The sequence below is a fragment of the Pseudoalteromonas atlantica genome (assembly GCF_043641955.1).
Classification (GTDB): Bacteria; Pseudomonadota; Gammaproteobacteria; order Enterobacterales; family Alteromonadaceae; genus Pseudoalteromonas; species Pseudoalteromonas atlantica_A.
In genome coordinates, this window is sequence record NZ_JBHZRV010000008.1 from 117,652 (window position 1) to 140,786 (window position 23,135).

The 23,135-nt window shown below is 43.1% G+C and carries 18 protein-coding genes; 7 read left to right on the plus strand and 11 right to left on the minus strand.

The features are described from left to right. The first annotated feature begins 103 nt into the window (after window positions 1–103). The 3 genes from ACHUE3_RS15455 (at window position 104) to ACHUE3_RS15465 (ending at window position 6,024) form a co-directional block, all read left to right on the plus strand. A complete protein-coding gene (locus ACHUE3_RS15455) occupies window positions 104–1,477 on the plus strand; it encodes a Gfo/Idh/MocA family protein (RefSeq protein ID WP_394193255.1) in 1,374 nt (457 codons plus the stop codon). Between the two features lie 100 nt (window positions 1,478–1,577). Then, window positions 1,578–4,415: a TonB-dependent receptor gene (locus ACHUE3_RS15460; protein WP_394193256.1), complete on the plus strand. Its 2,838-nt coding sequence runs from the start codon at window positions 1,578–1,580 to the stop codon at window positions 4,413–4,415. Between the two features lie 316 nt (window positions 4,416–4,731). After that, the gene (locus ACHUE3_RS15465; RefSeq protein WP_394193257.1) at window positions 4,732–6,024 is read left to right on the plus strand and encodes a DUF3472 domain-containing protein; all 1,293 of its coding nucleotides are present in this window, start codon (window positions 4,732–4,734) and stop codon (window positions 6,022–6,024) included. On the opposite strand, the gene ACHUE3_RS15470 is transcribed toward ACHUE3_RS15465, so the two are convergent. From ACHUE3_RS15470 to ACHUE3_RS15520, 11 genes are all read right to left on the minus strand, one after another. Next, window positions 6,021–6,743: a response regulator gene (locus tag ACHUE3_RS15470; protein ID WP_394193258.1), complete on the minus strand. Its 723-nt coding sequence runs from the start codon at window positions 6,741–6,743 to the stop codon at window positions 6,021–6,023. The two genes, ACHUE3_RS15465 and ACHUE3_RS15470, sit on opposite strands and share 4 nt — an antisense overlap. A 21-nt stretch (window positions 6,744–6,764) precedes the next feature. Next, a complete protein-coding gene (locus ACHUE3_RS15475; protein WP_394193259.1) occupies window positions 6,765–8,387 on the minus strand; it encodes an ATP-binding protein in 1,623 nt (540 codons plus the stop codon). A gap of 13 nt (window positions 8,388–8,400) precedes the next feature. Beyond that, window positions 8,401–9,945 carry a tripartite tricarboxylate transporter permease gene (locus ACHUE3_RS15480; RefSeq protein ID WP_394193260.1) on the minus strand — a complete coding sequence of 515 codons (1,545 nt, stop codon included), beginning with the start codon at window positions 9,943–9,945 and terminating at the stop codon, window positions 8,401–8,403. Window positions 9,946–9,948: 3 nt separating this feature from the next. After that, complete coding sequence (locus ACHUE3_RS15485; RefSeq protein ID WP_394193261.1) at window positions 9,949–10,419, minus strand: tripartite tricarboxylate transporter TctB family protein; 471 nt, start codon at window positions 10,417–10,419, stop codon at window positions 9,949–9,951. A gap of 11 nt (window positions 10,420–10,430) precedes the next feature. Next, entirely contained in the window at window positions 10,431–11,402 is a 972-nt protein-coding gene (locus ACHUE3_RS15490; protein WP_394193262.1) for a Bug family tripartite tricarboxylate transporter substrate binding protein, read from the minus strand. A gap of 12 nt (window positions 11,403–11,414) precedes the next feature. Further along, entirely contained in the window at window positions 11,415–12,656 is a 1,242-nt protein-coding gene (locus tag ACHUE3_RS15495) for an OprO/OprP family phosphate-selective porin (protein WP_394193263.1), read from the minus strand. 338 nt (window positions 12,657–12,994) lie between these two features. Further along, a complete protein-coding gene (locus tag ACHUE3_RS15500; RefSeq protein ID WP_394193264.1) occupies window positions 12,995–13,654 on the minus strand; it encodes a CoA transferase subunit B in 660 nt (219 codons plus the stop codon). A 10-nt stretch (window positions 13,655–13,664) separates the two neighbouring features. Continuing rightward, window positions 13,665–14,372 carry a CoA transferase subunit A gene (locus ACHUE3_RS15505; protein ID WP_394193265.1) on the minus strand — a complete coding sequence of 236 codons (708 nt, stop codon included), beginning with the start codon at window positions 14,370–14,372 and terminating at the stop codon, window positions 13,665–13,667. A gap of 8 nt (window positions 14,373–14,380) precedes the next feature. Then, window positions 14,381–15,142 (minus strand): 3-hydroxybutyrate dehydrogenase, encoded by a 762-nt coding sequence (locus ACHUE3_RS15510; RefSeq protein WP_394193266.1) that lies wholly within the window; start codon window positions 15,140–15,142, stop codon window positions 14,381–14,383. Window positions 15,143–15,146: 4 nt separating this feature from the next. Beyond that, complete coding sequence (locus tag ACHUE3_RS15515; protein WP_394193267.1) at window positions 15,147–16,331, minus strand: E22 family MetX-like putative esterase; 1,185 nt, start codon at window positions 16,329–16,331, stop codon at window positions 15,147–15,149. Window positions 16,332–16,340: 9 nt separating this feature from the next. Continuing rightward, window positions 16,341–17,642 (minus strand): GntP family permease, encoded by a 1,302-nt coding sequence (locus ACHUE3_RS15520; RefSeq protein ID WP_394193268.1) that lies wholly within the window; start codon window positions 17,640–17,642, stop codon window positions 16,341–16,343. Window positions 17,643–17,903: 261 nt separating this feature from the next. On the opposite strand from ACHUE3_RS15520, the gene ACHUE3_RS15525 reads away from it, so the two are divergent. From ACHUE3_RS15525 to ACHUE3_RS15540, 4 genes are all read left to right on the plus strand, one after another. Beyond that, the gene (locus tag ACHUE3_RS15525) at window positions 17,904–20,189 is read left to right on the plus strand and encodes a TonB-dependent receptor (RefSeq protein ID WP_394193269.1); all 2,286 of its coding nucleotides are present in this window, start codon (window positions 17,904–17,906) and stop codon (window positions 20,187–20,189) included. 97 nt (window positions 20,190–20,286) lie between these two features. After that, complete coding sequence (locus tag ACHUE3_RS15530; RefSeq protein WP_394193270.1) at window positions 20,287–20,949, plus strand: response regulator; 663 nt, start codon at window positions 20,287–20,289, stop codon at window positions 20,947–20,949. Window positions 20,950–21,108: 159 nt separating this feature from the next. Beyond that, window positions 21,109–22,386: an HlyD family secretion protein gene (locus ACHUE3_RS15535; protein ID WP_394193271.1), complete on the plus strand. Its 1,278-nt coding sequence runs from the start codon at window positions 21,109–21,111 to the stop codon at window positions 22,384–22,386. Further along, the gene (locus ACHUE3_RS15540) at window positions 22,383–23,135 is read left to right on the plus strand and encodes an ABC transporter ATP-binding protein (protein WP_394193272.1); all 753 of its coding nucleotides are present in this window, start codon (window positions 22,383–22,385) and stop codon (window positions 23,133–23,135) included. Before ACHUE3_RS15535 ends, ACHUE3_RS15540 begins: the two co-directional genes overlap by 4 nt.

Consider the following 23,135-nt stretch of genomic DNA (forward strand, 5'->3'; position numbering starts at 1 on the left):
AAGCAAACGAAAGATTTTTATCTTGCTTTGATATTCCCTTGGGTGTACAAATAAAAGCCTGTGAAAACAAATTTACAAATAATAAACACATAAGGGCACTATTATGGGCGATCTCAACCGCAGACGATTTCTTCAATCAATGGCCGCAATTGCAGCAACAAGCGCCGCGTTAGGTTGCACTTCCACAACCAATGCCAACTCAATGCTAAAAACCGCAACACAAGGACGCTCCACTCTTGGATTAACAGTACCAAAAATGGATGTGGTAAGAGTGGGCTTTATTGGTGTAGGTGAACGTGGTGTTGGTGCTGTTAAGCATTTTTGTCATTTAGACGGTGTTGAAATCAAAGCAATTTGTGATACCCATGAGGCTGTTGTAGATAGAGCAGTCAAAATAGTGGTCGATAAAGGCTTTAAAAAACCAGACACCTACGGCAAAGACGATCATGATTACCTTCGCATGCTAGAGCGCCAAGATATTGATATTGTTATTATCTCAACCCCTTGGAAATGGCATACCCCCATGGCAGTAGCAACCATGGAAAGCGGTAAACATGCTTTTGTTGAGGTGCCCGCAGCAGTCACTGTAGAAGAGGCATGGCAACTAGTTAATACATCCGAACGAACGCAAAAAAACTGCATGATGCTGGAAAATGTCTGCTACGGCCGTGATGAACTCATGGTATTGAATATGGTACGCCAAGGTATTTTTGGTGAGTTGCTCCATGGTGAAGCTGCGTATATCCACGAATTACGCTGGCAAATGAAAGAGATTGACCATAAAACAGGCTCATGGCGCACCCCTTGGCACGCAGCGGTTGACGGTAATTTATACCCAACCCATGGTTTAGGGCCTGTTTCACAGTATATGAATATTAACCGTGGTGACCGTTTTGATTACATAACATCAATGAGCTCACCATCATTAGGCCGTGCGGCATACGCAAAAAAAGAATTTCCAGCAGATCATGGTCGCAACAAGCTGAATTACGTCGCTGGCGATATGAATACCAGCATTATTAAAACGGTTAAAGGCCGCAGCATCATGGTGCAACACGATACAACCACACCGCGCCCTTACTCTCGTCATAACCTAATTCAAGGTACCAATGGCGTATTTGCTGGTTTCCCTAATCGTATTGCACTTGAGCAAGGTGGCAGCAAAAGCTACCACGAGTGGGATTACGATATGGCAGATTGGTATAACAAATATGATCACCCGCTTTGGCAAAAAATGGGCGCAGAAGCTGAGCGCAACGGCGGTCATGGTGGTATGGATTTCCTCATGTTTTGGCGCATTATTTTTTGCCTTCGCAATGGCGAGCCACTTGATCAGGATGTATATGACGCTGCGGCGTGGTCAGCAGTGTTTCCACTCTCTGTTGACTCGGTTGCCGATCGCAGTAACAGCAAAGACTTCCCAGATTTCACTCGTGGCCTTTGGCAGCAAGCCAAGCCACTTGGCATTATTTCGTAATTAAATAAAGCGTATTGGTAGGTAACGACTGCCAGTACGCCTAACCCTAAGTAAAGCAATAAAAAAACAACCATCAACAAGTAAAATACAGGTAACTATTATGAAAGCACAACTAAAACTGTCCACCCTGTTTTTGTCCATGAGTGCCATTTTCAGTGGCGCAACCTTGGCTGCTGAAGAAGATAAAAAAACGGAAAAAGAAGCCGAGGCTGAGCAAGTAGAAGTAATCGAAGTCAGAGGTGTTCGCTCGAGTATTAAGGAATCCCTGTATTTAAAACAGCAAGCTGTTGGGGTTATGGATGCCATCGTCGCAGAAGACATCGGTAAGTTCCCCGATCAAAATATTGCAGAAGCACTGCAACGAATGACAGGTATTGCAATTACCCGTAACGGTGGCGAGGGGCAAAACGTTACGGTTCGGGGTTTAGGTGGTGACTATAACGTAACCACTGTTAATGGTCGGCGCATGGCATCAGAGCACTCCAGCCGTAACTTTAATTTTGACTTGATCGCCCCTGAAATTGTCCAATCCCTCGAAGTATATAAATCTCCACAAAGTAAAACACAAGAAGGCGGCATAGGCTCTGTCATCAATATTAAAACCCGTAAACCACTCGATTTAGATGGGTTTACTTTATCTGGCAGTGCCAAAGGCATTTATGAAGAGAGAACGGGTGATGTAAATCCGCAAGTGTCTTTTTTAATTAGTGATACATTTTTTGATGACACCTTTGGTGCATTATTTACCGCAGTTTATTCTGAACGTACACAGCGTGCTGATTCATACGAAGGCCAAGGCTTCTATGACCCCGATGAAAACGTTGACGTACGTATCCCTATCGACAGCAATGGCAATGGTGAACTAGAGGACAATGAACAATCATATCCATCGATCATTCCAGGCTACGTTCGCTACTCAAACTGGCAAGATACCCGTGAACGTCTTGGCGCAAGTTTAGCACTACAATGGCGCCCTTCAGATCAGTTTGATGTGAACTTTGATAGTATGTATTCACAGTACGAAACCAATGGCGAACAATACCAAATCTCGTTTGTAACATACGATGAGTCTTGGACTCCCGGCATTCCAGCAATCGGTGAAGTAAAGTTTAATGACGATGGCAATGCAAATTACGTAGAGCTAGTAGACGGCGCCATGGCCGAGCTTTTAAATGTTTCCGTACCGCGCAATACCGATACATGGCAATGGGGCTTTAATACAGTTTGGTATGCCACAGACAACTTAACGGTTGATTTAGATATCTCGCAATCTCAAGCTCAAAATGTGAGTAACGGCAATAACCGTTTTATTGTGGCCCGTGGTTTTGTTGATGGAATCACGATCGACCAAACCGGCAGTAATATGTTACCAGATGTGACGATGACGCCATCGCTGAGTTCAGAGCAGCCTTTTGGTGCGCATTACAGCTACAATTCCGGCACCGATGTGAAAGACAAAATCGAAGAAGTTCGTCTAGCTGCAACTTATATCCCTTCTTTTGAACTGGTCAAAGATGTGCAATTTGGCCTGCATTACGGCAAACAAACGAAAGAGCGCAGTGTATTTAAATCTAAAAATGCCTCCATGTTTAGTAACGGCGGCGCTTACTTTAAAAACTCTGAATACGATAGCTTTGACGACTCAAGTGTTGAAGAGCTTGGCGGCTTAAATTTGTTCCGCTTACCTGCTGATGTGCTAGTCCCAGCTAATTTTGATAACTTCTTAGATGGCGAACCAGGCAAACACCCAGATCCATGGGCCAGCTTTGATTACGATAAGCTTTATGCTTTTTATGAATCAATCAACCCACAAGCCGCTCAAGATAAAATTATTGCAAAAAATAGCCCGCAAGACTCATTTGCATTAACAGAGCAAACTCTAGCAGCCTTTGTTGAAACAAACTTACAAGGCGATATCGGCCAATTACCTTTTGCACTTAATATGGGTGTACGCGTTATTAAAACCGATGTCACATCGGATGGTTATACCTTTGATGTTGAAAACGTACGCTACAATGTAACCGAAAAAGACGGTGCATTAAGCTATCGTGTTGATGGTGATATTGACGATTACTATGCTCGCTCAAAAACAGATGAAAGCTACACAGACGTACTACCAAGCTTAAACTTCAAGCTTAATTTACGCGACGATTTATTGTATCGCTTTAGTGCCGCAAAAGTGATCACACGGCCAAACCTTGGTTACTTATCACCTTATAGTTACTTAGATTTTAACAATGCTGAGTACCATGCCTCTAACCCTGGTATTGAACCACTCAGAGCAAACCAGCTTGATAGTACAATTGAATGGTACTTCTCTGATTATGGCGCCCTAACATTTGCAGCGTATTATAAAGACATAGAATCAGTAATAGCTCGCGGCCGTGTAGGCACTACGCAGGTAGGTAATTACTTTAAGGATGGAGTTGAAGTAGAAGGTCCTGTCTTCACTAAAATATCACCGACATCAGAAAAAGGCGCAACCATTTTAGGCTTTGAAACAGCTTATCAACAATCGTTTGATGAAATACTTCCAGCCCCTTTTGATGGCTTAGGCGTACAAGTAAACTATACTTATACAGACAGTAGCTACGATGATGAAGAGCTAAACGATCTTCCTTTTGTTGGCATGTCTGAACATTCTTATAATGCAGTGATTTATTATGAGAAAGGTGATTACCAAACACGTATTGCTTATAACTGGCGTGATGATTATCTAGCATACCCAGATGCATGGGGCGGCCCTGAATGGGCAGCCGATTATGGTCAGTATGACTTTAGTGCAAGCTACAACATTACTGAAAAAATGCGCGTTGATTTAAGCGTTACTAACTTAACAAACGAGCGACAATGGTCGTATGTTAAAACTGAAGAACAAGTTCGTCGCTTGGCGCGCTATGGTCGCTCGATTAGCTTAGGCTTTTCTGCGTCATTTTAATTTTATACCCAAACCACCTCAAGATGCAGAATTCAGCGTTTCACAGGGGCTTAATATCAAGGCGTTACTTTGCAAGAATGGCAATCCCTTTTAAGAAGTAACAACGATGAGAGTAAGGTCCTGTGAAACGCCCAGTGGGTTGGTTTAAAAACGATTTATACTGCGTTATTGATTTTAACAATAGAACCACTATTACTTGCGATCAATGCCTTGCCTAAATCGTTTTTAATTCCAACTGAAACTCGCATCTTGAGGTGGCTTGGGTATATCCCTTACATTAGCGCCGTTTATCGGCGCTTTTTTTATGGAACATACTATGAGATTTTTATTACTTGTTAGCTTATTATTGGGTGGCTTACTTTCTCCCTTAGTTGCAGCAAATCAAAACACGGACTACTTCATTCCCAGCTATGGCAATAGTGCAACCAACCATAGTATTGAAAAAAACAACACGCTTATTAACGAGCAAGGCATTACTGATTGGCAAGATCCCGCAGTTCCAGTAAGTCACTACTTTTACCTGCCAACAAAAACTCCTTTCAATTTAAAAATACGTGCAAAAGTTGCTGGCGGAAACAGTCAATTGAAAGTCACTTTTAATCAGCAAAGCCAGATCATAAAGCTCACAAACCAACAATTCCAAGATATTGATCTGGGGCAATTTAACCCAACAGATGCAGGCTATCAGCAGCTGATATTAAGTGGACTCACTCGAAGTGCAAGTACCTTTGCAGATATTGAAGGGGTAATTATCACGCTAGATAAAAACATCGCCGCACCTTTATATGTTAAAGACGATATTTATTGGGGCCGTCGTGGTCCGTCAGTACATTTAAATTACCCTATAGATGATGCTTCAAAAGACTATCAATGGTTTTACTCTGAGCTCACAGTACCAAAAGGCTATGATCATCAGGGCTCATATTTTATGGCTAACGGCTTTGCCGAGGGTTATTTTGGTATACAGGTAAACTCTGAAACCGAGCGCAGAGTTTTGTTTTCAGTGTGGAGTCCATTTCAAACGGATGATCCAACCGCTATCCCTGTTGAAATGAGAATTCAGTTATTAGCGAAAGGGAACAATGTATACACAGGAAAATTTGGTAACGAAGGCTCAGGCGGCCAAAGTTACCTCGTTTTCCCATGGCAAGCAGAGCAAACCTATCGCTTTTTATTAAAAGTAAACCCGACTGAAAACCTTAATAATAAAACCGACTACAGCGCATATTTTTATGATCCTACCACTGAAAAGTGGCTCTTCATTGCTTCTTTCAGGCGCCCTAATACCAATACATATGTAGCAAGACCACACAGCTTCTTAGAGAATTTCATTCCAGATGCAGGACAATTCGAGCGCAAAGCGTTTTACGGTAATCAGTGGCTCAGAGATACAGATGGAAAATGGCATGCACTGACTAAAGCACGTTTTACCTACGATGCAACTGCCGCCAAGCAATCTAGAATGGATTATCAAGGTGGCACTCACAAAGGGAAATTTTACTTACGCAACACAGGATTTTTTACAGGTCCTACTAAATTACATAGTCAGTTTGAGCGCATAAAAACTGCTGAACCGAGTGTTAATCTAAATACACTACCTAAACACTAACCCATCTTATAACAACGTTCAGGCCGGCCAATGCTACCGTAACTTTGGTCGGCACTCACTTGCTCAGCTTCTAGCAAATATTCTAAGTAGCGCCTTGCGGTAGAACGGCTTACCCCAACAAGCTCGCCCATTTGCTGGGCTGTGAATGGTGTTTTTTTGTGCGCATTAAACGCATCCAGAATCTTTCTCAATGTTAATTGATCGACCCCTTTGGGTAGTCGAGTTGGCGTTTTGCTTTGCTCACTCGAACCAAATAAAGTGTCGACCATAGATTGCGTTACTTCATTGGCATCTGACAAACACTGCTGGCGCGCTTCAAAACGAGCCAAAGCTTGATCCAAGCGGTTTAACATCAACGGCTTTACTAAGAAGTCACATGCGCCTAGTTGAATTGCCTTCTCTAGTGTTTCGACTTCTTTTGCAGCAGTCAATAACATCACATCGCTTTTAATTGCACGTGCGCGTAGCTCGGTTAATAAGTCTAACCCATTACCGTCAGGTAAATGAATATCTAATAATATTAAATCTGGCTCTATCGCTTTTAACAAAGCATCTGCGGTCGCAAGGTTCGCCGCAATGCCAACAACCTGATACTGTCCTTGACGAAGACCTTGCCGCGCGACTTGACTTCCAGCTCCACCATTAGGCAACAACAAGTATTGCGCAAGCAATTGCGCAACTTCAATTTCATCTTCGATAATGACCACAGAATATGTCATTTTACTACCACTCTTATTGTTTTATTTGGGAATATAAACACTTAGTCGAGCGCCTTTTAGATCTGACTCACCAATTTCCAAGCTACCGCCACATGAATCTAAGTTAGTTTTAACTAAGTACAAACCGATGCCATGTTCAGCTCCTGACTTTGAACTGTATTGTGGAGTAAAAATCACTTCATGATCATTTCCCAGGCCAAAACCACTGTCTTCAACATCAAACAACAATGTTTTACTAGTCTCATCAACAGTTACTCGTACATGAGGTTTGCGCCGCTCTGATGCACGAATTGCTGCATCGATGGCATTATCAATTAGATTACCTAAAATTGACACTACCCGTTCAATCATATCTTTTCGGGTAATTGCATCAAGCAAGCTATCTGGATTGAGCTCAAGCACTACATTAAGCTCTCGGGCTTTATGGTATTTACCCACCAACAACCCAGCTAAAACTGGATCTTGAATGCGCCCCAACAAGTGATGAATTTGTGCTTGCGAGCCTTGGCTTTCTTGGCCAATTAACTCAATCGCTTTATCGTTATCCCCCATTTGAATTAAAGCACCAATCAGGTTTAACTTGTTTGAGTAGTCATGGGTTTGTACACGCAAAAGCTCTGCAAATGCTTGTACTTTTGCTAACTGTTGACTCATATATTCAAGTTCATCAGCAGGGCGTAAAGTCAATAAAATACCATCTGCCTGGCCCTGCACTTGTAGTGAAAAACGCGATAAAACAAGGCGTTTATCTGCTGCAAACAATTCAAAGCCAATCATTTTTCGGCTTTGATTGCGCAATAAAAATCCTGCATGTTCCGGCAATAAATCACTGAGCGTTAAATCTTGAGCAATACAGGCTGTGGGCTTATCTAAAATTTCACAGGCACGATGAGTGAGCTTGCGTACATGCCCATCGGGGTCTAGGGCTATAACGCCGCTGCGCATGGTATTTAAAATAGCGTCTTGCTCTGAAAATAGCCGAGCTATTTCATCAGGTTGTAAGCCAAAAATTGCATTACGAACACGTTGACCAATAAACACCGCAGCTAAGATGCTAAATACAACTAATAATAAACCCCAAACCACTATTTCAACAATGCGATCGCGGATTAAAGGCTCTACTGACTGCACTAAAAAGCCAACCGAGACTAAGCCAATGATCTTCTTTTGTTGATCATATACAGGTACTTTACCGCGAATAGACTCACCCAAACTTCCCTTAGCTACAGAAATGTAACGCTCGCCACGAAGGGCTGCTTGGCTATCACCACCCACCATTCGCTTTCCTAGCTTATTTAAATCTGGGTGGACAATACGATGTGCATTTGCATCACCGATAACGATAAAATCTGCGCCAGTAAGCTGACGCAAGTTTTCTATTTCTTGATTAATTGCCACTAAGTTACTGGGATCTTGTAAAGCCTGAACAACATCTTCACTTGAAGCGATACTTGTGGCGACTGCCAACGCTTTATCTCCAACATGATTATGTAAGCTTTGCGCTGTAATTTGATAAACCAAGCCACCAAACAGTAATGCTTGAAGCACACAAAGTCCCGTTACCCAAATAATTAATCTAGTTTCTAAACGCTTGGGCTTTTTCACCAAACTATGTAATGAGTGTGATTTTTTTGTGTGCTTCATAATTTACTTCACATTATGCTTGCTCTTGTTGTTCATTGAGCTTGGCGGCTTTAGTTCTGCGGCGTTCAACAATATAGTCTTTTAATGGGAACAACAACACTAACAGTGAAATCAAGAAAATACTGAGCGTTAATGGACGCTCCCATAAAAAACTGAGTGAGCCATCAGAAAGCATCATCGAACGACGGAAGTTACGCTCAATCATGTCACCTAAAATAAAGCCTAGTAGTAATGGCGCCATTGGGAAAGCTAATATACGTAACACTAGCGCCACTAATGCAAAACCAACCATCATGAATAAATCAAAGGTATTAAAAGAGACCAAATAGACCCCAATCAAACTAAAGAATAAAATCATGATTGTTAGTACTGATTTTGGCATCGCTAATACTTTTGCAAAGTATGGAATGAGCGGTAAATTTAAAACTAGCAGTATAATATTACCAAAGTACATACTAACAATAACTGACCAAAACACGCTCGGATTTTCTTCCATCAACATTGGGCCAGGTTGAATACCGTAAGCAATCAATGCACCTAACATGATAGCGGTAGTGCCAGAACCTGGAATACCTAATGTTAATAATGGCACAAACGAACCTGTACAGGCTGCGTTATTTGCCGATTCGGGTGCGGCTAAGCCACGTAATGAGCCTTTACCAAACTTATCTTTTAGCGCTTTAGGCGCTAAATTACGTTCAGTTGCATACGCCATAAAGCTGGCGATTGTCGCCCCAGCCCCAGGTAGTACACCAACAATAAAACCAAGGATCGACGAGCGCCCTACCGAAGGTGCCATTTCTTTAATTTCTGCTTTACTCAGTTTGGTTGAGCCTATTTGCGGGGTGTCTGAGTCATTAATACTTTTCGTTTCTTTTTTCTCAGGACGAACCACATTGATTAACGCTTCCGCTAATGCAAATGTTGCCATTGCCACAAGTAAAAAACTAATACCATCAAGTAGGTCAGCTTGACCAAAGGTAAAGCGCTCCGTGCCAGATGAAGGGTCAATACCCACCGTTGCCAGCATTAAGCCAAATACGGTCATCATCATGGCTTTTAAAAATTGCCCTTTATTAGAAAATGCCGCTATCGCAGTCAAACCTAAAAACATTAATACAACATAGTCAGGAGACTGAAAACTTAGTGACACTTTTGCCAACAGCGGCGCTGCCACCATCAGTAAAATAGCGCCGATTGTGCCGCCTATAAAGGAGGAGTAAGCCGCAATTGCCAATGCTTTACCAGCATGGCCTTTCTTTGCCAGCGGATAACCATCAAAGGAAGAGGCAACCGTGCCTGCCACCCCAGGTGCATTAATTAAAATAGACGATGTTGAACCGCCAAAAATAGCCCCATAGTACACCCCAGCCATTAAAATCATGCCTGAATCAGCACCAATGCTGTAGGTAATTGGGATCATTAACGCGATTGCCGTAATTGGGCCAAGGCCAGGTAGCATGCCGATAAACGTACCAACAAAACAACCAACAATAACGTACAACAAGTTGTTCCAGTCGAGCACGGTCGACAAGCCCAGCATAATTCCATCAAACATAACTTAACTCCACAGGTTGCCAGGAACCAAATAAATACCGAGCACTTGAGTCATTAAAAACCAAAACACTACAGCCACAGGAATAGACGCAAATAACAATACCTTTTTGCGCCTCTCACCCATCACAAAGAAGCCAGCGATTAAAAACAAACTGGTTGATAGCAAAAAGCCCGCAGGTTCAAGCATGGCACTGTATAAGGTCATTAATACAATTAACCCTAAAGTGCGAAGTACATCCGCTTTTTCAAGTGATTGATGCGCTTCATCAACAGCTTCTGCTTGCTTCAATAAAGTAGCGCCAATTGATAATAAACAGACCACAATGCCAAAACCGGCATAGACCTTAGGTAAAGTAGCTGAGGTCACTGTTTCATACTCCTCAAACGGCAGTAGCGGAATTTGCCATGCAACCACAGCGTATAGGGTAAATAGCGCCAGGAATAAACCTGGCCCTAGTAATTCGCGATTCAACATCAGAGCCTCGATTAACGTAACGTACGAATAAAGCCGAGTTCTTCCATAACAACTTTAAGCTGCGCTTCTTGCTGCTCAAGTGACTTTATAAATTTATCTTTTTCTTGAAATAGGTTTAACCAACCATTACGCGCTCGCACCTCTTCCCATTCAGGGGTTTGTTGCAGTTTGCGTAATTTCTCGGTGTATTCTGCAAGCTTTTCAGCTGGTAAGTCAGGCGTAGCAAAAAATCCGCGCCAGTTAACAAATTCCATGTCGTAACCTAATGATTTAAGCGTTGGAATTTCAGGGTAATCTGGTAACGCTTCACCAGAGGTGACCGCTAAAATACGCGCTTGACCACCATTAGCCACTTCCAACGCTTCACTTAAACCCGTTGAAAGTAAGTTAACTTCGCCTGATAGCAAACCTGCTTTGGCTTTACCACCTGCGTCGTAAGGAATGTAACGTAAGCGACGACCGTCAACGCCTGCCGCTTTAGCTGCTTGCGCTGCAACTAAATGGTCCATACTGCCGCGTGCTGAACCACCCGCAACTTTTACTGAACCTGGATCTTCCTTTAATGCTTTAACTACATCTTTCCATGTTTTAAATGGTGAATCGTTACGAACAACAAAAGCCCCATAATCAGCAATCATACTCGCCACAGGAGTTAAGTCTCTGTAGCTGTAAGGGATTTTTCCTGATAGCGCACGCAACACAATAGGTGTTGAGTTAACCATTAGGATATCGCCTTTTTTAGTGCCTGATTCAATCAAATAGGCGATTGCACGACCACCGCCACCACCTGACATGTTTTGAAAAGATGCATTATCTTCAATGCCCGCTTTTACCATTGCTTCACCGACACCACGGGCAGTTGTATCCCAACCACCACCTGGACCACCAGGTACTAAAAAGTGTAAATCGGCTAGCGCTAAAGGACTGGTCAGTATCAGTGCAGACGCAAGCACTGTGCTTTTAAATGACTTAAATAATTTCATTATTTTCTACTCCTAAAATAAATACTGCATACGTGCACTAAAGCCCATACCAGAGTCTTCGTCGCCCACTAGAGTAGTTGTGCCTGGGCCTTCTACATCGCTGTAAACAAGGTTACCCATAAACTTAATATTGCTGCTGAGGTAATATGAAGTACCCACAGTGTAAGTAGTAACTTCAGTACCTTGTGTGCTGCTTGTCGCATCCATCTGTGAAACACGCCCTACCAGCTCCCAAGTATCTTTAACGCCTTTTGGCTGTACAAATAATGCAGAACCCGCCTTATATTGGCGTTGCTCGCCACCTAGGAAATAGCTTGCAGAAACATGAAATCCATCAAAGCGTTCGCCATCTAGAGGATTAGCGCCATCCAACGCATCTAAATAACGGCTTGCATATTCAGCTTCAAGGGTGAAAGAGTCAGCTTGATATGCAAACTCAAGACCGCTTTGCGACATGCTATCAAGAGCAACCGTATTGCCACCTACAGCATAATCGAGCAAGCGAACATTGGTTTCACGGATTTCACCACGAGCAAAGCGAGCGCCTAAATCATTACCACCCATATCACGATATGAGTGCCATGCACCTAAATGAATAACATCTCCAGGAGCAGCACTTGACCATGTTGCACGGCCTGTAAATGCCAGTGTTAATTGGTCATCTTCATCTTTACCTGATGCTCCAAACGCATCATTTTTATAAACACCAACTGCATAACGCAGTCCGCTATCTTTAAAGTACTGGTATGCAGATGCACCCCAGCGGAAAAACGGTGAGAAAGTATTTGCTAAAGTACTACGTTCAATCGTATTTATATGTTTAGAGCTGGTTAAAGCATTAAGTGACATATCTTCGCGAATTTTACCGGCTTTAATTTTTAAACCATTCTCAAATGCATAACGAACACGAGCCAATACAATTTCTGCAGTCCCTTCGCCAAACTCAAGAAGTAACTTGTGATCCCAGTTGCCATGTTCACTTTCTACGTAAGTACGAATACGACGAGGGAAAAAGTCACTGCCTGCATCACCATCGTTATTGGCGTTATATGCACCGTTAAAATAGTTGTAATCGAGCTGAACGCGACCACCAAACTCGAGGTCAAAGGCTTTATTACCTTTTAATGAGTCAACTTCCTTTTGCAATTCATTTAGTTGTTGCTGTAATTCTTCAGTATCGTTATCTGCCAGTGCTGTAGAGCTTGTTAATGCCGCTACAACAGCAAGGGCTAATTGTGTGTTACTTGCTTTCATTGTGTTCTCCACACTCATTTTTATAATCGTTTGTTGTCAAAGATCAGGGAGCTACCTACTACGATCTAAATCGGAGCATAGTGTTAACGTGAAATTAACGAAATGTTTAGAAGTTAAGCTGCATTGATCGATCTAAAAATGATTAAAACCATAAAGTGCATGAACTTTATGAGCACAATAAATTAATGCGCAATGTTTAGTGGTAAGTGATTGATTTATTATTTGGTTATACAAGTGGCGTTAAAAGCAATAGATGAGCATGTTTTATACATATAAAACATGCAACAGTATTTTTTCATGGAGGGTAGTTTAGGTAAGTGTCTTCATGCTATATATTATTAATCTACACTCATGATTTTTACACTCTCGCTAATAACAAGCTTACCTGCGGTTTTAGCTTTAATTTCTTCTACCGATACACCGGGTGCGCGCTCTAATAAGTGAAAAGCGCCGTCTTTAATTTCTATCAAGGCTAAATCGGTAATCACTTTATTAATACAGCCCACGCCTGTTAACGGCAGACTACATTCAGTTAAAAGCTTTGACTCACCGTGTTTGTTTGCATGGGTCATGGTGCAAATAATGTTTTTTGCCCCTGCCACTAAGTCCATTGCCCCGCCCATGCCTTTAACTAACTTATTAGGGATCATCCAACTGGCGATATTGCCGTTTTGATCCACTTCAAACGCACCGAGCACCGTTAAATCAACATGACCTCCGCGGATCATGGCAAAACTCTCTGCGGAGTTAAAAATGGCAGCGCCTTTCGCCGCTGTAACGGTTTCTTTTCCGGCGTTGATCATATCAGCATCGACTTGCGATTCACTTGGATACGGCCCCATACCTAGCAAACCGTTTTCCGATTGCAACATTACCTCGATGCCCTCCGGCACATAATTCGCCACTAACGTAGGTATTCCAATTCCTAAATTAACGTAGTAGCCATCTTGTAACTCCATCGCTACGCGCTTTGCTATTTGCTCTCGTGTTAACGCCATTATTTACTCCTTAAAGCTTTGCTGCTTGCGTAGTGATTTTTTCGATGCGCTTTTCAAACTCGCCTTTTATTACTCTATCGATATAGATACCTGGGGTATGAATTTGACTGGGCTCAAGCTCGCCTGGCTCTACAATTTCTTCAACTTCCAGTACGGTTATCTTCCCAGCTGTAGCGGCCATGGGGTTAAAGTTCATCGCCGTATGGCGGTAAATGCAATTACCGTAGCGGTCAGCCTTCCACGCTTTTACAATGGCAAAATCTCCGGTAATACTCGGCTCTAGTAAATAATCACGGCCATTGATGTTTCGGGTTTCTTTGCCCTCAGCCACAGGAGTACCCACTCCGGTTGCGGTGTAAAATGCAGGTATACCCGCGCCACCAGCACGCATTTTTTCGGCTAATGTGCCTTGTGGGGTTAGCGCTACTTCAAGCTCGCCACTGAGTAACTGCTGCTCGAATAACGCGTTTTCACCCACATAAGAGGCCACCATTTTGCTAATTTGTTTATCTTCAAGCAGCACTCCAAGGCCAAAACCATCAACCCCACAGTTATTTGATACGACGGTTAAATCTCGCGTACCTTGGCGTTTAATTTGCGCAATAAGCCCTTCAGGAATACCGCATAAACCAAACCCTCCAGCAATCACCGTCATACCGTCTTTAAGGCCTGCCATAGCCTCATCGTAATTGGCTACTACTTTATCAAAACCTGCCATACTTCCTCCTATTGCGCTGTCCAGCCGCCATCAATAGCGATTGCTTGTGCAGTAATATTACGTGCCGCATCTGCCATTAAAAATGCCACTGTATGATGTATTTCATCCAAGCCAATAAAGGCTTTTTTAGGCATGGGTGCAAGCATAATAGTATCGATGACTTGCTGCTCTGAAATACCGTGCTCTTTAGCTTGTGATGCAATTTGCTGCTCAACTAACGGCGTTTTTACATACGCAGGACATACCGTATTAATGGTAATGTTGGCATCCCCTGTTTCTAGCGCCATGGTTTTGGCAAAGCCAATTAAGCCATGCTTGGCAGCAATATAAGCTGACTTATATTTAGACGCCACCATCGCATGAATAGAGCCAATATTAATAATACGGCCAAACTCTTGCTCCCGCATACGCGGTAACACCGCTTTGGTCATCATCGCTGGCCCAACTAACATCACTTGCTGTAAAAACTGCCATTTATCAGCAGGAAAATCCTCAAGCTTAGCTACATGCTGAATACCCGCGTTATTGATCAATACATCAATCGGCTGTTTAAATTCATTAAAAAATACCTCTATTGCATCACTATCAGCCACATTCAGTGCAAAGCCTTGCGCATTCCCACCTTGATCAACAATGTTAGCAGCTGCTTGTTCGGCGCTGTGCTGATGTAAATCAGTGACGATAATATGGTTACCCGCTTTGGCCAGTTGCTCAGCAATATAAAAGCCGATGCCACTTGCAGCCCCAGTAATTAATACTGTTTTGCTCATGCGATTACTCCTTTAAAAAGTCACTGATAAGCTGAGCCTTTGGTGAGATAGAAAAAATGCCGTCTAAATGCCCCCAGCCGCCTTCAATCTCTGAAATTTCAACCTCTTTACCTGCTGCTTTCATAGCTTTATAAACCGTTCGCATATTTTCAGGACGCAGTAATAAGTCGTTTGTTGCAGGCAGCAATAAGGTTTTTGCTTTCACGTTTTTCAGTGCACTCGTTAAATCGCCTTGCATACCCGCGGTAAAAAGCTGTGATGCACGCACTAAATACAACACATGATTGGCATCTTGGGTTTTTGCGCGTGCCATAGCGCGTGTTGCTAATGTTTGGCTAAGCTGTGGCAAGGTGCGAATATCATTTAATGCCCCTTGATCAAGTACGGTAAATTTAGGGAAACTGGCGTTATAAATAATCGGATGCATAGCATCTTGGGTAATGTTCAGCATGGTTGCCGCCAAACCATCTAGCGGGCGCTCTTTGCCATAATAATTACCCTGCTGCCAATTTTTATCTAACCGAATTGGCAATGCCCATTTTTCGAGGGCCGCCACCGTCCACGCATCCATAGTTGCAGCACCAATCACATGAATAAGTCGCTCAACCTGATCGGGGTAACGCACCGCCCACTCAAGCGCTTGAAATGATCCCATTGACGCTCCCATCACTGCGTGTAGCTTTTTGATGCCTAAGCTATCGAGCAACCGCTTTTGCACATTTACAAAGTCAGTAATTGTCACCACAGGAAAGTCGAGCCCGTAGGGTTTATTAGTAGCAGGATTAATTGAGGCAGGCCCCGTAGTAATTACATTAGGATCATGCCAATTGGCATTTACTAAGGTGTCAGAACTGATCACAAAGTATTTATTCGTATCAATGGCTTTACCTGGGCCAATAATCGCATCCCAATACCCTGGCAGGGCGTCATCAGCGTTATATTTACCCGCCGCATGAGAAGTACCAGAAAAGTAATGAGTAATTAAAATCACATTATCTTTGGCTTTATTCAACGTGCCATAGCTTTCCCAACCAATATCGACTTTGGCGATAGTTTTACCCGACACAGTAGTGAAATCTTTGGTGGTAAAATGTTGTTTCTCCACCAGCATGGGTGCAGCTTTGTCTGCACTAAACGCAGCACTCGTATAAAACAGAAGCAATCCGATAATTATTAATATTGTTTTCATTGCCCTTCCTTAAAAAGTTATAAATAGACCCAATGCTAATGCGACACCAATAAGCGGGATAACCACAGTTAATGCAGCCAGCGGCCAGTAAGCCCGTTGATGTGTTTCTTTACAAATTGCGCGTATTGTTGTCACTACATAGCCATTGTGGGGCAAGCTATCGAGTGCGCCAGAGCTAATAGCCACCACACGGTGTAATTGCTCAGGGTTGACCCCCATATCCAAATAGCCTGGAGCAACCAGCGGTAGTGCAATAGCTTGACCACCCGAGGCTGAGCCAGTTAAGCCAGCAATAACGCTCACCGCCACCGCAGCGCCGACTAATTCATTACCGGGCATTTGGGTCATTAAATCAACCGCTGCAATAAATGCCGGCGACACTTTAGCCACTGCACCAAAACCAACCACGGCGGCCGTATTACCAATGGCAACCAACGCACCCGTGGTTCCAACATTGATGGCATTAGCCATGTTATGGAAGTATTTAAAATTGATAGCCACAATACTTAACACGCCACCCAGTAGCGCCACTATTAAGGCTGTTTGCTGTAAAATATCGTGCAACATAAATGATAAAAGCAACACCACTATGAGCGGGATAACCCCGGTAATAGGGTGCGGTCGTTCACGCTCTAAGATCACTGGGTCATCATCACGGGCAGCAAATCGCTCGCCGTTTGAAACCGCCTTTTTAATCATTTTGTTAAGCCAAACGTAACCTACTATCGCCATAAAAATAGCCACGACTAAACTTACTTCCCATGCAGCATAAGGTGATGTACCAAGGTGCTTAACAGGTATCCAGTTTTGTATCTCAGGTGAGCCCGCCGAGGTCATGGTGAATGTCACCGAGCCAAATGCCAAGGTGGCAGGAATAAAGCGCCGGGGTAAATCAGCGTCTTTAAATAAACTAAGCGCCATCGGATAAACCGAAAACGCCACAATAAACACGCTAACGCCGCCATAAGTAAGTACAGCACAGGCAATAACCACTGCGAGTACCGCATGTTTCATGCCTAGCTTGCCCACTATGTAGCTTGCTACGCTATCTGCCGCGCCGGTGTCTTCCATAAACTTACCGAATAACGACCCGAGTAAGAACATAAAAAACCATGCGCTTAAAAACCCAGCAAACCCATCCATATAAGCAGTAATAAAATTACTCTCTGCCGTAACTGGAAATATCGCCATCCCACTACTTAATGCGACTAGCAGCGCGCAGATTGGCGCGGCAATAAACAAGTTTACGCCACGCAACGTTAATATAATCAGCAGTATTAAACCGCCTAACAGCCCTATCATGCTCAGCATAGACATTCCTATAATTATTGTTATTACACAGATGAGGTGACATCGCAGTAATTGAATTTAGTCTTACGTTAAAACAGTAAAAATGACATAACACTAAGGTACTACATCGTTTAAATTTGGCTTAAAAGCTAGATATGTCAAGGTATTGAGAACGTATAGCACTATGGTACTAATTCCTTTTTCGCAACTATCTTCTACATTAAATACAGGTGACATGAGCAATTAAGCAATCAACAAAGACAACAAAAACAGGAACACACCATGATTAAGCTCAATCAAAAAATCACACCGGTTACTCTCGCTGTTTCACTGGCATTATTAAGTGCCAGTAGTATTGCCGCCGAGCAAACCACTCAAGCCAAGGGCGAATTAGAACGCATTGAAGTAACCGCGCGAAAAACCGTAGAAAACCTGCAAGAAGTCCCTGTAGCAGTGACCTCTATTGGCGCACAAGAATTGGCCGAAAACGGCATTAGCGTGATGACTGAAGTGCAACAGTTTTCACCTAACACCACGCTACAAGCAAGCCGCGGTACCAATTCAACTATCACTGCATTTATTCGCGGTGTAGGCCAACAAGACCCACTGTGGGGCTATGAACCCGGCGTTGGGATTTACATTGATGACGTTTATTTAGCGCGCCCGCAAGGTGCGGTACTGGATTTGCTCGATGTACAACAAATTGAAGTATTACGCGGCCCACAAGGCACGCTATATGGTAAAAACACCATTGGTGGCGCAATTAAATATGTGACCAAGGAAATGAGCGGCGATGCGACACTCAATGTGCAAGGCACCGTAGGTAGCTACAATCAAAAAGATTTAAAAATTACCGGACAACTGCCACTAGTTGATGAAAAGCTCTATGTTGGCTTTGGCTTTGCCACTTTAAATCGCGATGGCTTTGGTTCATTTTTAACCTCTGACCTTGATAATCAAGACCGTGAAAACTACAACAAAGACGTTACCGCCGCACGCGTAACGTTAGAGTACACACCCACAGACGACTTATTCTTTAGACTCGCGTGGGATAAAACTGAAGATAAATCTAACGCCAAAGGCGGCTACCGCTTATTACCTAGCTTACTCACTGATGCACCTGTGCCAGATAGCGTATACGACTCTTACACCAGCATGCCAACATGGAACAAAGTAGAGCTTGAAGGCTATAGCCTAACAGCACGCTGGGATATGAGTAACAGCACCAGCTTGAAGTACATTGGTGCTAGCCGCGAAAGCTACTCGCCAACCAATATTGATTTTGATAATACCTCTATCCGTATTTTTGATGTACCCGCTATTTATGATGACGAGCAAACTACTCATGAGTTACAACTCAATCATCAAGGTGATAACTACAAAATGGTATCTGGGTTGTATTACTATGATGGTAAGTCGTGTGGTCAGTTTGAAGCTATCTTAGAAGAGCTTGGAAAAAGCTTAGCCGCACCGGGTCTTACTCGTGAAGTAAGCGGGTGCAGCAACTCCACCAGCAAAGCAGCCTACATCCAAGGTAGTTATGACTTTGACGATAAATGGTCAATGACTTTAGGCGCTCGCTATACCCAAGACAGCAAAGAAGCAACGGTTAATAACGGCCTTATCTTTGATACCGTTTACCCTGAATCAGGTTGGATCCCAGGGTATGTTCGCCCAGAAGGCGACTTAGTCCCAACAGTACTCGATGACAGTGAAGATTGGTCTCGCTTTACGCCTAGAGCGGGTATCGAATACCAATACAGCAGAGACATTATGTTCTTTGCAAGTTATGCACAAGGCTTTAAGTCAGGTACATTTAACCCGCGCGCAACCACAGCAGAACCTGCAGCAAGACCAGAAGTGGTTGATTCAATAGAGCTTGGGATGAAGAGCGAATGGAATAATAATCTACGCGCCAATGTCACTGTGTTTACGCTTGATCACAAAGACCGCCAGTATATCTCTATTCTACCAGGCGACAGCGCCGCTGATTTAAATCAACGCTTAGGTAATATTGGCGAATCTAAGTCTGATGGGGTTGAATTAGAGCTCAGTTATGTTGCAAGCGATGCCCTAACGTTCGACGCATCAATCGGTTATATCGACAGTAGTTTTGAAAACGTGATTGATACTAACCCTGATACCGGTGAAACATTCGATAAATCAGACCGTTTTAGTGTCTCGAATACCCCCGATCTCACCTTTAATTTAGGCGCAACCTACCGTATGTATACTGACATGGGTGACTTTGTTATGAACGGTAATTACTACCATCGCGGTGATTATGCGTTATTCGAAGAAGATAGCCTCTTAACACAAGACGCTTACGGGTTATTAAATGTTGGTATTACTTGGTACAGCACAGATGGCCAGTGGACTGCGGGCATTTATGGTAAAAATCTCACTGATGAGCAATACATGATTGGCGGCTATCAATTTGTCACCCCCGACCCTACAGCCCCTGCTGATGTGAGCAAATATACACCGGGCCTTGGTGGAGACAATACCTTGATTGGTTACTACGGCGACCCTCGTACAGTGTCACTCACTGTTGGCTACCGTTTCTAAGTTGATGTTTTAAAGGTTTACCTAATATTTCCCTAGCAGGTAAACCTTGTTTCAACCTAAAAAATCACTTATAACTTATTGCATTGGAGTATTAGGAATGTCTTTCGCTGTGAATACAATAATTGCCGATGATCACCCATTATTTAGAAGTGCATTGCGCCAAGCAGCTGCAACCTGTGTGCCTGAAGAACATATAAAAGAAACCAGCGATATTGATGGCTTATTCTCCTTACTCACCAACCATCCTGAAACAGAACTGATTTTTTTAGATTTAACTATCCCCGGTGCCAATGGCTTACAAGCTCTTTCGCAACTACGAAATCGCCACCCTGATATTGTTGTTATTATGGTATCAGCTAACGAAACCCCCGCAATAATCAAACAAGCCATGAGCTTAGGTGCCGCCGGGTATATTCCAAAATCATCATCATTAGATGTAATCAGTGAAGCAATCGAACATGTTCTTAATGGTGATACCTGGTTACCACCAGAGATTGATTTAACCGATGTGGTGGTTAATGACGAACAAAGCAGTTTTGCCCGTAACCTTGAAAAGCTCACCCCGCAACAATACCGTGTTTTAGCCATGATTGCTGATGGCCTACTGAATAAACAAATCGCGTTTGAAATGTCGATTCAAGAAACCACTATCAAACAACATGTATCCGCTATTTTGCGCAAACTCAACGTATATAACCGCACCCAAGCAGGCATTTTATTTAACCAGCTATCTCAAATAGGTAAAACAGTAGAGGGCTAAAAAACCAGTAAACAGCAATCCCAGTTTCATTTTCGCAATCCCATTTACGGGAAAACCCGCTTCGACTTAAATACAAAAATCACCTTAATTCAATACGTTAAAGTTTGGCACGTTCCTCGCTACTGTGTTTGTTAATTAGAATATAATGAAACACAACCCATGGATTTAGATAGCACCTTAAAGTCGAGTAAAAAACCAAATCAGCGTAAAAAGCTCATTATTGGCGCTTTACTCATTAGCATCACACTGGGTATTTGGCTTATTAAGTTGTGGCTTGCCCCAACATCATTACCTGCCAAACAACTGCAAATTGCCAGCGTTACTCAAGCTGATTTTGTTGTAAAAGTGAAAGGCTTTGGTCGATTAAAATCAAAATATCAGCGCTACTTAACGAATACTGATGTCGCAATGGTTGAAGCAATTCACGTTTACCCAGGCACCCAAGTCAGCAAAGACACCGTTATTTTAAGCCTTGTTAACCCGCTGCAAGCACAGCGTTTATCAGTCGCAAGACTGGAGCTTGCAAGGCAAAAGGCAAGCGCCAGTGAACAACAAATCAATCAAAAAAGTCAGCTACTAGAGCGCGAAGCTAACCTAACTATTTTGCAAAGTGAGCTTGAAAGCGCCCAGCTTAAAAGCGAAGCAGAGAGCCAATTAATCGAACAAGGCATTGTTTCAAGCCTTGATTATAAACGCAGCTTACTCACCGTAAAACAGCTAAAGCAGCGTGTAGAGATTGAGAAAAAGCGCCTAACACAGCTGACGCAAATGCACCTACAGCGCAGCAAGGTACAACAAGAGCTATTACGCCAATTTGAGTTGAATTACCAAGTACAACAGCAAGCTTTTGATGACCTACAAATTACTGCGGGCATAGATGGCATGTTGCAAGAGCTCAATGTAGAGCTGGGTCAAAACCTCACACCCGGAACCCGTTTAGCAGTGGTGGGCTCTGATAACGCACTCAAAGCAGAACTCAGTATTAAACAAAGTGACGCTGAAAAAATCGCACTCAATATGGATGCCCGCGTCAATACCTTTAGTAACTCAAAGCAAGGTGCAGTGGCAGCTAAAGTGACCCGAATTGACCCCATCGTTAGTGATGGCCGCGTCATGATTGAACTCGACCTTATTGGTGAATTACCCGCTAATGCTCGCCCCGATTTAAGCATTGAAGGCCATGTTATAAGCGACATTATTGCTAATGCACTGACCATTAAATTACCGCAAAAAGCACAAGCGCATTCAAAAGCGATGCTTTTTAAACTTAACCCAACCACTCATTTAGCCACCCCAATAAATATTGAATTTGGTACACTCAGTGATAATAAAATTCAACTTTTAGACGGCGCGACAGTGGGCGAGCAGCTGATCATTTCAGACCTTTCTAAATGGCAGCATTTGGCAACTATAAAAATCGAACAGGAAAGTTTATGAACAATAATACGCTTATCTCATTAAAGAACATCGCCAAGGTTTATCGCAGCCAAAATGTTGAAACCTATGCCTTAAAAAATATCGACCTGACTATTCATGAAGGTGATTATATTTGTATTAGCGGCCCATCAGGCTGCGGAAAGTCGACCTTGCTGTCTTTATTAGGTTTACTAGATAGCCCAACAGACGGCCAATATGCCATTAAAAACGTCGATACCAAAACCCTTGATATGGACCAACAAGCCGAGCTGCGTAATCTACATATTGGTTTTATCTTTCAGTCATTTAACTTAATCGATGAGCTATCAGTATTTGATAACGTCGCCCTGCCGCTGACTTATCGCGAACCTGCGATGAGCCAAGCTGATATTCAAAGTGCAGTAAAACATGCGCTTGATGAAGTTGAAATGGGCCACCGCTCACAACATAAGCCCAACCAGCTCTCTGGTGGTCAACAACAGCGTATTGCCATTGCTCGCGCCCTTGCCGGTAAACCCAGCATTTTATTGGTCGATGAACCAACCGGTAACCTTGACTCTAAGAATGGTGATGCAGTGATGGACCTACTCGATTCACTGAATCAAAAAGGCACCACCATTTGTATGGTAACCCATGATTTACGTTATGCCGGGCGGGCAAAAACTCAGCTAAAACTACTCGATGGCGAAATAGTCTCTTACTCGCAAGCGCGCGAAAACCAAGCGGCACCAACAGCCAACTTAGCAACAGACAACGCCGAGGTCGTTTAA